Here is a 14932-nt window from a genome sequence, read left to right as displayed (position 1 = left end):
CGTTGCAGGGTGGAGGTCTTACGCCTCGAATTCTCCTACACGCATGATTTCCCACTCTAGCGAAATTCCGCTCGATTGCACAACCTTTTTGCGCACCTCTTCCCCGAGATTTTCGAGATCGGCCGCGGTCGCCCCGCCAGTGTTGATCATAAAGTTGCTGTGTTTTTCCGACATTTGCGCGCCGCCGATGCGCGCGCCGCGCATTCCGGCGTCGTCGATGACCTTCCACGCCTTCAATTCATGCGTGTCATCGGCCCGGCCCGTCGAGGAAAAGCCCGCCGGGTTGCGGAAGGTCGATCCGGCGGTGCGTTCCTTGGTGGGCTGGGTCGCGTCGCGCTTGGCCAGTTGCTCGGCCATATGCGTCTCGAGCGCCTCCGGGTCGCCGGGTTGCGCCCGGAAGGTGGCGCCGGTCAGCACCCAGCCTTCGGGCAAATCGCTCTGACGGTAGGCGAAGTTCAAATCCTCGGGCGTGAGCATGACCCGCTCCCCTGCCCGCGTGATCGCGCGCGCCTCGATCAGGTGATCGGCAACATAGCTGCCATAGCAGCCCGCATTCATCCGCACCGCCCCGCCGATCGCGCCGGGGATCGTGCGCAGGAAAGTCAGGTCGAGCCCCGCCTGCGCGGCCTTGCGCGCGACATGGGCATCCAGCGCCGCAGCGCCCGCGGTGACCGTGTCGCCCTCGCAGGCGATGCCGTTGAAGCCCCGCCCCATGCGGATCACCACCGCGCGCAGACCACCGTCGCGCACGATCAGGTTTGAACCTACGCCCATCGGGAAGACCGCGATCTCCTCGGGCAGCCCTTTCAGGAACTCTGCAAGGTCTTCCTCGTCGGCAGGCTGGAACAGCCAGTCTGCCGGGCCGCCCACGCGCAGCCAGGTCAGAGAGTCGAGCGGACGGTTCGGCGTCAGCGCGCCGCGCGGGGTATAGGTCGAAGGACAATCAGTCATGGCGCATCTCGTAGCCGCGCGCGCAGGGCGAGGCAAGCGATCCCGATCTCATTCAGCGGGGTCACGCGTACCCCGCAGCGCACGGACAAGGAAAATGACCGGCCAGCGCAGCACTGACATGCCGCCCGCCAGCACCAGCAGCCCCATGATCGGGCCGTTCTGATAAGTCACCCAGCCCACCAGCGGCACGCCCACCGCGATCAGCCCCCACGCGCCCGGCCAGTGGAACCGCCTCGGTCCCATCGCGATCAGCGTGGCAATGAGCGCCCAGACACAGGCAAGAACGATCGAGACGGTCATGAGAAACCTCCCAGGGCTGCGATCAGGGCCGCTCCGGCGACCAATGCGCCCACGACCGGAACGGCCATAGGCACCTTGAACGGCGCATAGTCGGACCGGCTTTTCAGCGCGACGAGCGACAGGTTAACGAGAAGGAAGACGCCAAGGAGCACCTTCGAAGTGATACCGGCCAATTGCTCGACCGGGGCAGCGAGCGCAAGCGCAATCATCGCCACACCGCAAAGAAGAGTCGCGAGGACCGGCGTGCCAAAGCGCGGATGCGCCTGATGAAAAACGGACAGCGCGGGGCTGCGGCGACCCAGACCGAACAGCACGCGCGCCGCCATCACCACCTGCGCGAGCACCCCGTTCAGCGCCGCCGCCACCGCGATCGCAGCGAGGATACCGGGCGCATGTCCCGCCGATTGCCAGACCAGCGCCAGCGGCTGCTCGGAGCGGGCGAGATCGGCCAGCGGCACCGCGCGCACGGCAGCGTAGCTTACGGTCAGATAGAGGATCGCGGTGATCCCGAGCGCGGCGAGGATCGCACGCGGCATGTCGCGGATCGGGTCGCGCATCTCCTCGGACATGTTCACCATATCCTCGAAACCGATGAAGGCGAAGAAAGCGAGCGATGCGGCCGCCGCGATCCCGGCCCAATGCGGCGCGGGCACCGGCGTGAGATCGGGGCTCGGATCGGCAGAGACCCCCGCCCAGATCACCAGCGCGAGCCCGACCACCTCGACCAGCGTCAGCGCCACGGCGAGGCCCACGGATTCCAGAACGCCGAGGCAGGCGACGCCGATTAGCACCAGCCCAAAGGCGATCATCACGCCCTCGACTGGTAACGGCACCAGCAGTGTCAGATAGCCAGCTCCGCCGCGGAGCACCGCCGCCGCCGACACCGTGCCTGCGACCACGATCCCAAGTCCCACGATCAGCGCCAGCGCATGGCTGCGCAGGCCTTCCTCGACATAGGCCGCCTCTCCGGCAGCTTCGGGGATGCGCGAGGACAGTTCGGCATAGGAGAGCGCGGAGGGCGCCGCGATCAGCCCCGCCAGCACGAAGGCCAGCGGCGCCCAGATGCCAGCCTGCGCGGCAACCGCGCCGACCAGCACATAGATGCCCGCACCGACCATGACGCCGACCCCGTAGCCGGTCATCAGCCACGGACCCAATCGGCGTTTCAGATGCGTCTCGTCACGCATGACGCGGCCCTTCTTGCCCACATAAGACGACGTGGCAGCGCCGCAAACCTTCTTGATGTCGTGCCGGGTCGCCCCGGCGCCTGCTCAGCCCCCCAGCTTCGCAGGCAGGTTGTTCGCCCAGGTCGAGATCGTCCCCGCCCCGAGGCAGACGACGATATCGCCGGGACGCGCCTGTTCACGCACCAGCCGAGCCAGATCATCTTCCGACAAAATGGCACGAGCATGACGGTGACCATGCGCGATCAGCCCGGCGACCAGATCGTCGCGCGTGGCGCCCTCGATCGGCTCCTCGCCCGCCGAGAAGACCTCGGCGATGGCGACCACATCGGCCTCGTTGAAACAGGTGCAGAAATCGTCGAACAGCGAATGCAGGCGCGAATAGCGGTGCGGCTGGTGGACCGCGATCACACGCGCACCGGGCTTCACCGCCTGACGCGCGGCTTTCAGCACGGCGGCGATCTCGACGGGATGGTGGCCGTAATCGTCGATGATCGTGACCCCGCCCAGCACGTCGCCGACCTTGGTGAAGCGCCGGTTGACGCCGCCGAAGCTCGCCAGAGCTTCCTTGATCTCGCCCATCTTCATCCCGAGGTGGCGCGCCACCGCGACGGCGGCCAGCGCGTTCGAGACGTTATGATCGCCCGGCATCGGCAGGGTGCAGCCCTCGATCACCGGCTTGCCCTCTTCGCCCTGCAGCGCGATGTCGAAATGCGCAACGCCCGCATCGTAATGCAGGTTGATCGCACGGATATCGGCCTGCGCGTTGAAGCCGAAAGTCACGACGCGGCGGTCGTTGAGCTTGCCGACCAGCGTCTGCACCTCCGGGTGATCGGTGCAGCAGACAGCCAACCCGTAGAACGGGATGTTCGAGACGAAATCGTAAAACCCTTTGCGCAGCGCGTCGAAAGAGCCCCAATGCTCCATATGCTCAGGGTCGATATTGGTCACGATGGCGATCGTCGCGGGCAGACGATTGAAGGAGCCGTCGCTCTCGTCGGCCTCCACCACCATCCACTCGCCCGCGCCTGCGCGCGCGTTCGAGCCATAGGCGTGGATGATCCCGCCATTGATCACGGTTGGGTCGAAATTGCCCTTGTCGAGTAGCGTCGCGACCATCGTCGTGGTCGTGGTCTTGCCGTGGGTGCCGCCGATCGCGATGTTCGATTTCAGGCGCATCAGCTCGGCCAGCATCTCGGCGCGGCGCACGACCGGAAGACCGCGACGGCGTGCTTCTTCCAGCTCGGGATTGCCCGGTTTGATCGCGGTGGAGATCACCACGACGCCCGCTTCACCGATATTCTCGGCGCGCTGGCCCTCGAAAATGGTCGCGCCCAGCGTGGCCAGACGGTCGGTTATCTTGGAGGATTTCGCATCCGAGCCCTGAACCGTGAACCCTTGGGTCATCAGCACTTCGGCGATGCCGGACATGCCGATGCCGCCGATACCGACGAAATGGATGGGGCCGAGTTCTCCGGGCAGTTTGGTCGCGTTCATTGAGTCTTTCCTGCTAGGTCTTCGACGAGGGCGACGAGCCGCTCGGTGGCGTCCGGCACCCCGTAGGAGAGAGCCGCGCGCGACATCTGCAGCGCGCCCTCGGGGTTGTCCAGCACCAGTGAAATTTGATCCGCGAGGCTCTCTGCCGAGAGCTGGCTTTCGGGGATGGTGATCGCGCCGCCGGTCTTTGCAAGACCGCGCGCATTGGCCGCTTGGTGATCGCCAGCGGCGGCGGCATAGGGGATCAGGATCGCGGGCCGTCCGATGACGGAGATATCCGCGACCGAGGACGCACCAGCGCGCGAGATTACCAGCTGACATTCGCTGAGACGGCGCGGCACATCGTTGAAGAAGGGTTCGACCTCGGCGCTGATGCCTGCGGCGTCATAGGCGGCCACGACCCGGTCGAGGTCTTCGGGGCGCGCCTGATGGGAGACGCGCAGATTGGCACGGGCGGCTTCGGGAAGGCTCGCCACTGCCGCCGGAACCGTGTCCGACAGGATGCGCGCGCCCTGCGAGCCGCCGATCACGAGGACCGACATCGGGTAGTCGCCCGGCGGGATATAGGCCGCGCCCGCACGCTCAAGCACCGAGGCGCGCACCGGGTTACCCGTATGCTCGCCCTGCACGCCCTCGGGCAGATCGGTCGGCCATGTGCCGCAGGCGAAGCGGTTCACCTTCTTGGCGAAGACGCGGTTCACCTTGCCCATGATGCCGTTCTGTTCGTGAATGGCGCGGGGGATGCCCAGGAACACCGCCGAGGACAGCGCCGGGATCGTCGGATAGCCGCCGAAACCCACCACCACCGTCGGCTTGTCCGACAGGTTCTTGCGGATCGCCGAAGCCACGCCGCCCGCGATCTTGAAGGGCACGCCCAGCTTGCCCAGCGCGCCACCGCGCGCGAATGTCGCCGAGGCGATCTGCTCCACCGTCACCGTATGGGGAAAGCCGCCCGCGTAGCGCGCCCCGCGCGCATCCGTGGACAGCTTCACGCGCCAGCCCCGGCGCACCATCGCCTCGGCCAGCGCCTGCGCGGGGAACATATGCCCGCCGGTGCCGCCAGCGGCGATCAGCAGTAGCGGGGTCGTGTCCTTGGCCATGTCCCCCTCCTGAGGGTTTTAGCGACCGCGTCGGGCGAGAATATCCGAAATCTGTCCCTGCGGCCGGGTCCGAGTCAGCGCGAGCAACATACCCACCGCAATCCCCGAAGCAATGACCGAAGAGCCCCCGTAGCTGACGAACGGCAAAGTCATGCCTTTCGCGGGCAGAAGACGCACCGCGACGCCCATATTGATGATCGCCTGAACGCCGAAGGCGCAGGCCAGACCGGAGCCCGCGAGCCGGGTGAAGGGATCGCGCTCGCGCATCAGGCGCAGCAGCGACCGGATCACCACGGTCGCATAAAGCGCGATGATCACGAGGACGAGGATCAGGCCGTATTCTTCGGCCGCGACGGCGATGATGAAGTCGGTATGCGCATCGGGCAGCGACCATTTGACAGAGCCCTGCCCCACGCCCACGCCGAAGAACCCGCCCTCTTGGATGGCGTTGGTCGCGTAGCCGATCTGGGTGCGCGGATCGACATCCGTCGAGAGGAAGCCGTTGATCCGGCGCGCGAAGTGTTCCGAGAAGTTATAGGCGAAGAAGCCCCCCGCGACGGTCAGCGCCCCGATCCCTGTCAGCAGCGCAATCGGCGCGCCCGAGATGAAATACATCACCGACCAGGCGAACAGCACCAGCGAGGCCTGCCCGAAATCGGGTTGCAGCGCGAGCGCCACCACGATGATGACCATCAGCAGGAAGGAATAGAGCCGCCCCTTGGGGCCCCCGACGTCATGGGCTGCGGCCATGAACCAGCCGGAGATGACAACGAAACCGGGCTTTAGGAATTCGGACGGCTGGATCGATGCGAAACCGAAGGAATACCACCGCACCGCGCCCTTGCCGAAATCGGTGCCCAGCACCGGCAGCAGCATCACCGCGACGAAGGCGCCGACGAAGCCGATCACGCCCAGCCTGCGCACCTGCTTCGGGTCGAGCATCGAGATGCCCAGCATCACGCCCAGCGCCACCACCCCGAAGAAGGCCTGTCGTTTGACGTAATAGAAAGGCTCAAGGCCGTTGCGCTCTGCCAGCGGTACCGAGGCGGCGAGCCCCAGCAACATGCCAAGGCCGAACAACGCCAAAACGGCGCCGAGCGCCCATTTGTCGATCGTGCGCCACCATTTCGGTAAGACGGGTTCACCGGCCCGCACTGGGACGGTGCCGAATGCCATTTCTGTCATGGGCTATACTGCCGTTACTGCCTCGAATACGCCCGTTTTCCGGGTCTGATCGGAATCGTAGCCCAAAAGCTTTGAGATGACTAGGAAAATTCCGAAGAGGCGCGATCACTCGGCGATGATCGGCAAGGGCGCGCGCAATTCCCCCTGCCGTCAGGCCAGGCCAAGCTCTGCAAGGATTTGAGGGAGCTTCTTTTTGACCTTGAAGAACCCGGCCGCGGCATGGGGCCAGATCACGCGATCCCACTCGCGCGTCAGCTCGCACAGCGCGATGTCATGCTCGCCCAGCGCCGCCTCCGCACTCTCGCGCCAATCGCCGAGCGGCCCGGTCGGAATATAAGGCGTCACGATCTGCTGCGCGCCGAGACTTTGCGCCCAATCTAGCAGCGCGGACGGGTCGCCGGCCTTCAGGCGCTGAACCTCCGGCACCCCGGCGCGCTCAGCCGCATCGGCAAGCGCGTCGCACTCGAACCGCGCGACATGCGGCGCCACCTTGCGCGGCGAGCGCAGGTGGCTGGCGCTGAGGGTCGCGGCCCCGCGCAGATCGAACGCGCTCAGATCGAAATCCTCGACGCGGCAATCTTCCTCAGTGATCAGCAGCGCCGTGGGCAGCCCCGGCTGCGCGGCGCGCGGCCTACGCAGCGCCGCGACCGGGGGCAGCCCCTCGGGTTCTTCCGCCTCCAACCCCGCGCTCACCTCCGCCAATTGCGCGGGATCGGGCGCGAACCGCCCGCCGGTATAGCGCGCGATATTTGCGGCCTCGGCGGCGTAGAACTTGCCCCGCGTATGCAGCCCCGCCACCCAGCGCCAGCTGAGCGTGTTCGAGGCCGGATCACCGTCGAGCAGATGGCGATAGAAGAAATCCGCGCCGATCCGCCACGGCAGCCGCAAGGTGAAAATCCAGATCGAGGCGAACCACATCCGGGCGTGATTGTGCAGATAGCCGGTCTCGCGCAGCTCACGCGCCCACGCATCGAAACAGGCGATCCCGCTGCGGCCCGCCTCGGCCTCGGCCACGCGCGCGGCCAGATCGGGGGCACCCTCCAGCGCGGCGAGGTCTTGTACCAAGCCATCGCGATAGCGCGCCCAGACCTCAGGTCGGTGCTCCAGCCAGCCCTTGAAATAGCCCCGCCAGAGCACCTCCTGCACGAATTTCTCCGCAGCCTCTGCGCCATGCGCGTCAAGCGCCCGCGCCACCGCCTCACGCTCGAGCACAAGACGCCGCCGAAGATAGGGCGACAGTTGCGAGACATCCCTGTGCCGCCCCGCCCCGTGATCGAAATTGCGCCCCTGCGCGTAATCCGCGCCCATCTTCGGGACGAACCGCGTCAGACGGTCCTCACCAGCCGCGCGGGTGGCGGCAGGCAATGGCAAAGGCGCGGCTGCGGTCACGGCATCTCCTTCCGGGTCGGGTTACCGGACTACGCCGCGCGGAAGATATGCGATCACTCCGCCCGCTCAAACCGAACCGTCGGATTGCTCATCAGCGCCTCGAGCGACCCGTCGAACGCGCCCAGGCGCACGAGGCCCGGCGAGTTGGCAAAGGGTTTGTAGAAGATCGCAAGATTGCCCCAAGGCGCATAGAGCGTGATGTCGCCCGTCTTCGGCTCGTAGGCGCGCGGTGCGCCGGTCGTGTCGAGCTTGCGCGGCAGATCGGCGATCTTCTCGATGCCGTGGTAGTCGCGCAGGGTCAGCTCCAACGGCATGAGCGCCGCAAAATCGCGCCCGGCGGGGGTGTCGTCGAGCTTAGCGGTCAGAACCGTCTCGCCCGCGGTCACGGTGATCGGGATCATGCTGTCTCCTTTCGTCTCCTGAGCGCAGGCCATGCTGGCGGCGATGCATAGCGCCGCGACGGGTGTCAGAAACTTCGTGAAGCTCATGGCCGATGCCCTCCTGCTGCTAGAGACAAATCTAGGCGCGATTGCGCGGGAGGATTACCCCCCGCGCAATACTGCCACAGATGAGCGGCGCTCATCAGTCTTCGCCTCAGGCCTTGGTCATGTCGATCACATAGCGATAGCGCGCCTGCTTGTTCACGACCTTCTCGCAGGCGTCGCCGATCTGATCGGGGGTGATCATCTCGTAGGTGGCCGCGACCCCGTGATGTGCGGCGAAGTCGATCACGCGCTGGGTTTCGGCAATGCCGCCCGTCATCGAGCCCGCGAGGCTCTGACGCCCGAAGCCCATCATCATCCCATGCGCCCCCTCGATCGGGAACAGCGCGCCGACATTGACCAGCGTTTTGTCGAGCTTGAGCAGGTTCAGGAATTGCTGCATCGGATAGGCGACCGGAACCGTCGAGAGCATCAGATCGAAGCTGCCCATCTGACTCCGCATCGCGGCCTCGTCGGACCAGAGATAGGCCTCGGCGGCACCGAAAGCCTTGGCATCGGCGATCTTGTCCTCGGAGGTGGTGAAGACGACGACCTCGGCCCCTTTCGCCGCCGCCAGCTTCACCGCGAGATGGCCCAGACCGCCCATGCCGATCACGCCGTAACGCTGGCCGGGCTGCAGATCCCAGTGATTGATCGGCGAGAAGGTGGTGATCCCCGCGCACAGAAGCGGCGCGAACCCGGCGAGATCGACCCCCGGCGGGATGCGCAGCGCGAAGTCTTCCTTGACGACGATCTTCTTGGAGTACCCACCATAGGTCACCCCGCCCGAGATCTTGTCCTCGGAATTATAGGTGAAGGTCGTGCCGTTGAGGCAGTTCTGCTCGCGGTCGGCCAGGCAATTGGCGCAGGTGCCGCAGCTGTCGACCATCGTGCCGACCCCGGCGATATCGCCCTCGCGGAACTTGGTGACTTCCGCCCCGATGCCGACGACCCGACCGACCATCTCGTGACCGGGAACGAGCGGGAACTGCGGCATCCCCCAATCGCCCTTGTAGGTGTGGATGTCCGAGTGGCAGATCGAGCTATACATGATCTCGACCACGACATCCTTCGGGCCAGCCGCACGGCGCGGGATCGTATGGGGCGCGAAACTGCCATCCGTGTCGAAGGCCGCCCAAGCCTGCACCTCGGAAGCTTCGAGCGATGCGCCGGCCTCTTGCGCGGCCGCTTGCGTGGCGAGGCCCGCGGCGAGGGGCGCTGCGGCCAGCGCGGCGCCGCTGCGCAGGAAATTGCGGCGGCTTTCGCCATCGCGGGTCAGGGTTTGGAACGTGTCATTGCAGGATTGGCACATCTCGGGCCTCCTTTTTCGGGAACTGACGAAGAGCGCCGGAACAGGGGTGGCGCCTGTCTTCCAACATGCAGCGAAACGCGCCGCAGATAATCACCGCATTGCGCACAGCATCCATGAATCCTGCTCATGAGGCTTTCCGGCTTTTGCGGCATTAACCCCGCGACGGCGGTCCTTACCTCAATGAAAGCGAGGCCAGGGAGATCACGGCCTCGCCATTGAAACGCAATCCAAGGGAGATCTCTGATGATCCGCACCTTCACGACGCTCGCCGTCCTTCTCGCCGCCCCTGCCGCCGTCGCGCAGTCGATGGAACTGACCCCGGCAGAGAGCCGCGCGGCCACGATCGGCAGCTCTGACACCTTCACCGGCACCGCCCTCGTCGCCCCCGTCTTCGGCCCCGACATGGGCGATGTGAGCGCGGGCGAAGTCACCTTTCTTCCCGGCGCGCGCTCGGCCTGGCACACCCATCCGGCGGGGCAGAAACTCGTCGTGACGGCAGGCTCCGGCTGGGTACAGGAACGCGGCCAGCCCAAGCAACTGATGCAGGCAGGCGACGTGATCTGGTGCCCGCCCGGCATCGAGCATTGGCATGGCGCGACCGACACGACCCATGTGACGCATTTCGCGATTCAGCAGGTGGTGGATGGCTCCGCCGTGACCTGGGGCGAGAAGGTGAGCGACGCGGAATATCTGGAGTGACGCCGCCTGATCCACGGCTGAATAATCCGTGGACGTCATGAACCACGCGCATATATCGTGAGGGAGACCCGCCCGATGGCGACACCAACATTCAGCGAGGCCTCCCTCATGCTGCGCGAGAATATCAACGATCTGATCGCCTTGGCCGCCGTCGCCGAAGAGCGCAGCTTCACCAAGGCTGCGGCGCGGCTCAACGTGTCGCAGTCGGCGCTGAGCCATACGATCAAGGCGCTGGAGCAGCGGCTGGGGCTACGGCTGCTGACGCGCACCACGCGATCCGTTGCGCCGACGCTCGAGGGCGAGGATCTTCTGGCCACGCTCAACCCCTGTTTCGAGATGATCGAGGCACGGCTGCGCGCGCTTGATGACGCGCAGGACCAGCCCACGGGCACCGTGCGCATCGTCTCTACCGATTACGCGATCGAGACGGTGCTTTGGCCGAAGCTCTCGCCGCTGCTCAAGCAATACCCGTCGATCAATGTCGAACTGGTGATGGATTACGGCTTCACCGATCTGGCCTCGGCGCAATGCGATGCCGGGGTGCGCTATGGCGACAGCGTGAGCGAGGGGATGATCGCCACCCGGATCGGCCCGGACGAACGGATGCTCTGCGTCGGCGCGCCGTCCTATTTCGAAGCGGCTGGCGTGCCGCAGACCCCGCATGATCTGAGCGAGCATAACTGCATCAACCTGCGGCTGGCGACGCATGGCGCGCTCTATGCCTGGGAATTCGAGGATGCCGAGGGCCATGAAATCCGGGTGAAGGTCTCCGGTCAGGCCTGCTTCAACACGATCGGGTTGGTGCAGCACGCGGCGCTGGACGGGCACGGGCTGGCGCTGGTGCCGGATCGGCTCGCCGCGCCCCATCTGGAAAGTGGCGCGCTGCAATCCTGTCTCGAAGAATATTGCCCCTATTTCCCGGGATTTTACCTCTATTACCCCAGCCGTCAGCGCCCTTCTTCGGCCTTCGGCGCGGTACTGGAAGCCCTGCGCGAGCGGGGTTGAGCGGTTCCCTATTATCACGCCCGGGTGAATGAACGTGCGCATTCATGTGCGTCATTCATGGGTGCTATAAAAATTCCGCCGATTATCCTGTGGCGCATCTCGCCCTAGATTGCAGGACATGAACCGAAGCCGTGCTCTTGAAAAATGAGGGGCGCGGCGCACTCCAATGCAAGGAGCCAGACATGATCCTGAACGAAACCCTTACCCTCCCCAACGGCGTCGAGATCCCGAAACTGGGCCTTGGCACCTGGATGATCGACGATGACAAGGTGGCCGATGCGGTGAAGGCCGCCGTCGAGATGGGCTATCGCCACATCGACACCGCGCAGGCCTATGGCAACGAGCGCGGCGTCGGCGAAGGCATCCGCAATTGCGGTGTTCCGCGCGACGAGATCTTCGTGACCACGAAGCTCGACGCGGGCATCAAGAACTACGCCGATGCGAAAGCCGCCATCGACGGCTCGCTCGAGACGCTCGGGCTCGACAAGATCGACCTGATGATCATCCACAGCCCGAAGCCCTGGACCGAGTTCCACGGTGACGATGGCTACTTCGAAGGCAACCTCGAGGCGTGGCGCGCGCTGGAAGAGGCCTATGAAGCGGGCAAACTGCGCGCGATCGGCGTGTCGAACTTCGAGAAGGCGGATCTCGATAACCTGCTCGACAATGCGAAGGTCAAGCCGATGATCGACCAGATCCTCGCGCACGTGTCGAACACGCCCTTCGAGCTGATCGACTATATCCAGAGCCGCGGAATGGTGGCCGAGGCCTATTCGCCGATCGGTCACGGCCAGATCCTCGACAATGCCGAGATCAAGGCGATGGCCGAGAAATACGACGTCAGCGTCCCGCAGCTCTCGATCCGCTACGTGCTGCAACTGGGCATGGTCGCGCTGCCGAAGACCGCCAATCCCGATCACATGCGCTCCAATGCGGCGCTCGATTTCGAGATTTCCGACGCCGATATGGAGGCGCTGAAATCGGTCGAGGAGATCAAGGATTACGGCGAGGCGAGCATGTTCCCCGTCTATGGCGGTCAGCTTTAAGCCAGACCATCGCACCGCCGGGCCTGTCCCGGCGGTGCCTTTCAAGCCTTTCGATGAATCTCGCTCATGAGTGACTTGGCTTGATGCGGCATTAACCTGAATGCCGCCTACCCCATCTCTGAAGGACAAGATCAACCCGACAGGAGAGATGATATGAAAACCCGTTTTGCAGCTTCCGCCTTTGCTCTGATCGCGTCCTCGGCCTCCGGCGAGGCGCTCGATCGCACCATCCCCGACGCCGTTGGCCGCGCGGCCCCCGCGCTCGAGGCCTATTCCAGCAATGACCTTCTCGGCTCGGTCTGGACCGGCGAGCAGCTGTCCATGCGGGACCGTTCGCTCGTGACCTTCGCAGCGCTTATGACCCGCCACGAGACCGGAAACCTCCAGCGTTTCGTCGAACTCGCGCTCGATAGCGGCGTGACGCCGGCCGAACTGTCGGAAACCGTCACCCATCTCGCCTTCTACACCGGCTGGGGCAACGCCACCGCCGCCGCAGAAGCTATGGCCCCGGTCTACGAGGCGCGCGGGATCGCCGCGGACAGCCTTCCCGGCGCAGAGGTCGACCTGCTGCCGCTCGATGAAGAGGCCGAAGAATCGCGCGAGAGTTTCGTGCGCGGCACCTATGGCGACGTCTCGATGGGCGTGGTCGACAACACGCGCGAGCTTCTGTTCCGCGACCTCTGGCTGCGCCCCGACCTCGCGCCGCGCGACCGCTCGATGGTCACCGTCGCGGCCCTGATCGCGGCAGGCCAGCCCGAGCAGATGACCTTCCACCTCAACCGTGCGATGGACAATGGGCTGACGCAGGAGGAAGCGGGTGCGATGCTCTCGCATCTGGCCTTCTACGCGGGCTGGCCCAAGGTCTTCTCCGCCCTGCCGGTGGCCAAGGACGTCTTCGAGAAACGCGCCGAATAAAGGACCCTGCCATGAAGATCGCCATTCTCGGATCTGGACTGATGGGCGCGAAGCTCGGACGGATCTGGGCGCAATGCGGCCACGAGCTGCGCTTCGCCTATTCGCGCAGCCAGGCCAAGCTGGAGCGGCTCGCCACCGAGACCGGCGGCCGCGCGACCTCCGTCTCCGAGGCGGTCGCGGGCGCGGATGCGATCCTGCTCGCCGTGCATTGGAGCCGGATCGAGGATGTGCTGTCTCAGGCCGGCGACATGGCAGGTCAGGTGGTGCTCAACTGCTGTGTTCCGCTCGATACGAGCAATAGCGATCTCGTGCTCGGCCCCAAGACCTCCGGGGCCGAGCAACTCGCCGCCATGCGCCCCGATGCGCGCTGGGTGGCCACATTCAACACCTCTCCCTCCGAGAGCTTCGCCCCGGTCTTCGCCCGCAAGGGACAGGCCGACCCGCCACAGCTTTTGATCTACGGCAATGATGAGAGCGCGAAATCCGTCGCCCGCGGGCTGATCGAAGATATCGGCTTTACGCCGGTTGATGCGGGCGGATTGCGCACCGGGCGTTTCGTCGAGCCCTTTGCAATGGTCACCGCCGAGCTAGCCTATGGGCAACCCGGCGGTCCCGCCCTGACCTATCGTTTCGAAAAACTGCGCGGCTAAGCCCGCGCGCCCCTACCCCAAGAAAGGAGTTTCCCCATGAAAATCATTCGTTCCGGCGCCAACGCCTCAATGCAGGGCCCCGAAGACTGGTTCACCGGCACCGTCCGCGTCGACCCGCTGTTTCAGGCCGAAGAGCCCGGCCGCACCTCGGGCAGCCATGTCACCTTCGAGCCCGGCGCGCGCACCGCATGGCACACCCACCCGGCGGGCCAGACCCTGATCGTCACCTTCGGGCGCGGCCGCGTCCAGCGCGAAGGCGGCCCCGTCGAAGAGATCAGCCAAGGCGATGTCGTCTGGTTCCCGGCAGGCGAGAAGCACTGGCACGGCGCCTCGTCCGAGACCGCGATGAGCCATATCGCGGTGCAGGAAAGCATCGACGGCTCGCCCGTCACCTGGCTCGAAAAAGTCGCCGACGAAGACTATAACGGCTGACCTTGAGGGCCGGGCCCGCGCGGCTCGGCCTTCTCTTTCTTCTTCCCAATAATTTTCAAAGCACGAGGCCCCGCAATGCCCCGGCCGCACATCACTTGCCATATGATCACCACGCTCGACGGACGGTTGAAGACCGAAGGCTGGCCCTATTCCGAAGACGAATTGCTGACGATCTACGATGCGGTCGGTGCGCGTCTGGAGGGGCAAGGCTGGATCATCGGGCGCGCCTCGCTCGAAGGCTGGGTGCCGCATGTCGAACCGATGCTCGACCCCGCGCCCACCGCACGGCCCGATCGACTGGCGGATCTGGCGGGACGCACCCTCGGCGTCGTGTTCGACCGCAAGGGGCGGCTCTTGCCGGATACAGATGAACTCGAGGGCGACCATCTGGCGATCGTGCTCTCCGAGCGCGTCGCGCAGGCGCATGTCGAGCGGCTGATAGACCGCGGCATCTCGGTCGTGTTCGGCGGCCCCGACGGTGACGATATCGAAGGCGCGCTGAGCCGCATCGCCGAGGAGTTCGGGATCGACCGGCTGCTGCTGGAAGGCGGCGGCACGCTGAACGGCACCTTCCTCGCCAAAGGTTTGATCGACGCGACCAGCACCCTGATCCTGCCCCTGATCGACGGCAATAGCGGCGCGCCCGCGATCTACGAACAAGGCACCGGCCCCGCGCAATCGCTGGAGCTGGTGCAGGCCGAGACGCTGGAGAACGGTGTCGTCTGGCTCCGCCACCGCGTGAGCAAGGAAAGCTGAGACAGGCTTGCCCCAAAGCCCCGCGCGCC

Annotated in this window: 16 protein-coding genes; 7 read left to right on the top strand and 9 right to left on the bottom strand. The window is 65.4% G+C overall.

All coding sequences use genetic code 11. The features are described from left to right. Window positions 1-18: 18 nt before the first annotated feature. The 9 genes from murB to BMI86_RS18360 all read right to left on the bottom strand — a co-directional run bounded on the left by murB (window position 19) and on the right by BMI86_RS18360 (window position 9400). On the bottom strand, window positions 19-951 hold the full coding sequence (gene murB, locus BMI86_RS18400; protein ID WP_078542641.1) for a UDP-N-acetylmuramate dehydrogenase: 933 nt from the start codon (window positions 949-951) through the stop codon (window positions 19-21). Window positions 952-999: 48 nt separating this feature from the next. After that, complete coding sequence (locus tag BMI86_RS18395; RefSeq protein ID WP_078542640.1) at window positions 1000-1251, bottom strand: DUF2484 family protein; 252 nt, start codon at window positions 1249-1251, stop codon at window positions 1000-1002. Beyond that, window positions 1248-2438, bottom strand: a complete 1191-nt coding sequence (locus BMI86_RS18390) for an APC family permease (RefSeq protein ID WP_078542639.1) — start codon at window positions 2436-2438, stop codon at window positions 1248-1250. Before BMI86_RS18390 ends, BMI86_RS18395 begins: the two co-directional genes overlap by 4 nt. Window positions 2439-2522: 84 nt before the next feature. After that, window positions 2523-3932 (bottom strand): UDP-N-acetylmuramate--L-alanine ligase, encoded by a 1410-nt coding sequence (murC, locus tag BMI86_RS18385; RefSeq protein WP_078542638.1) that lies wholly within the window; start codon window positions 3930-3932, stop codon window positions 2523-2525. After that, window positions 3929-5032: a UDP-N-acetylglucosamine--N-acetylmuramyl-(pentapeptide) pyrophosphoryl-undecaprenol N-acetylglucosamine transferase gene (locus tag BMI86_RS18380; RefSeq protein ID WP_078542637.1), complete on the bottom strand. Its 1104-nt coding sequence runs from the start codon at window positions 5030-5032 to the stop codon at window positions 3929-3931. Before BMI86_RS18380 ends, murC begins: the two co-directional genes overlap by 4 nt. A gap of 18 nt (window positions 5033-5050) precedes the next feature. Then, complete coding sequence (locus BMI86_RS18375; protein WP_078542636.1) at window positions 5051-6217, bottom strand: putative peptidoglycan glycosyltransferase FtsW; 1167 nt, start codon at window positions 6215-6217, stop codon at window positions 5051-5053. A gap of 150 nt (window positions 6218-6367) precedes the next feature. After that, window positions 6368-7606, bottom strand: a complete 1239-nt coding sequence (locus BMI86_RS18370) for an FAD-binding domain-containing protein (protein ID WP_246831768.1) — start codon at window positions 7604-7606, stop codon at window positions 6368-6370. A gap of 53 nt (window positions 7607-7659) precedes the next feature. Further along, window positions 7660-8094, bottom strand: coding sequence for a cyclophilin-like fold protein (locus BMI86_RS18365; RefSeq protein ID WP_246831767.1), 435 nt, complete (start codon window positions 8092-8094; stop codon window positions 7660-7662). Window positions 8095-8200: 106 nt separating this feature from the next. Beyond that, window positions 8201-9400 (bottom strand): NAD(P)-dependent alcohol dehydrogenase, encoded by a 1200-nt coding sequence (locus BMI86_RS18360; protein ID WP_078542635.1) that lies wholly within the window; start codon window positions 9398-9400, stop codon window positions 8201-8203. A gap of 243 nt (window positions 9401-9643) precedes the next feature. Between BMI86_RS18360 and BMI86_RS18355 the strand changes: the two genes are divergently transcribed. The 7 genes from BMI86_RS18355 (at window position 9644) to BMI86_RS18325 (ending at window position 14903) form a co-directional block, all read left to right on the top strand. After that, a complete protein-coding gene (locus BMI86_RS18355) occupies window positions 9644-10099 on the top strand; it encodes a cupin domain-containing protein (protein ID WP_078542634.1) in 456 nt (151 codons plus the stop codon). Window positions 10100-10174: 75 nt separating this feature from the next. Then, window positions 10175-11104: a LysR family transcriptional regulator gene (locus tag BMI86_RS18350; protein WP_246831766.1), complete on the top strand. Its 930-nt coding sequence runs from the start codon at window positions 10175-10177 to the stop codon at window positions 11102-11104. 182 nt (window positions 11105-11286) lie between these two features. Continuing rightward, the gene (locus tag BMI86_RS18345) at window positions 11287-12150 is read left to right on the top strand and encodes an aldo/keto reductase (RefSeq protein WP_078542633.1); all 864 of its coding nucleotides are present in this window, start codon (window positions 11287-11289) and stop codon (window positions 12148-12150) included. 153 nt (window positions 12151-12303) lie between these two features. Further along, entirely contained in the window at window positions 12304-13065 is a 762-nt protein-coding gene (locus BMI86_RS18340; protein ID WP_078542632.1) for a carboxymuconolactone decarboxylase family protein, read from the top strand. Between the two features lie 11 nt (window positions 13066-13076). After that, on the top strand, window positions 13077-13715 hold the full coding sequence (locus BMI86_RS18335) for an NAD(P)-binding domain-containing protein (protein WP_078542631.1): 639 nt from the start codon (window positions 13077-13079) through the stop codon (window positions 13713-13715). Between the two features lie 36 nt (window positions 13716-13751). Continuing rightward, the gene (locus BMI86_RS18330) at window positions 13752-14147 is read left to right on the top strand and encodes a cupin domain-containing protein (protein WP_078542630.1); all 396 of its coding nucleotides are present in this window, start codon (window positions 13752-13754) and stop codon (window positions 14145-14147) included. 75 nt (window positions 14148-14222) lie between these two features. Then, the gene (locus BMI86_RS18325) at window positions 14223-14903 is read left to right on the top strand and encodes a dihydrofolate reductase family protein (protein ID WP_078542629.1); all 681 of its coding nucleotides are present in this window, start codon (window positions 14223-14225) and stop codon (window positions 14901-14903) included. Window positions 14904-14932 lie beyond the last annotated feature (29 nt).

This window comes from Thioclava sp. DLFJ5-1, assembly GCF_002020115.1.
Lineage (GTDB): Bacteria > Pseudomonadota > Alphaproteobacteria > Rhodobacterales > Rhodobacteraceae > Thioclava > Thioclava sediminum.
The sequence above is the reverse complement of the archived record's forward strand: the minus strand, read 5'-3'. Positions and strand labels throughout refer to the sequence as shown.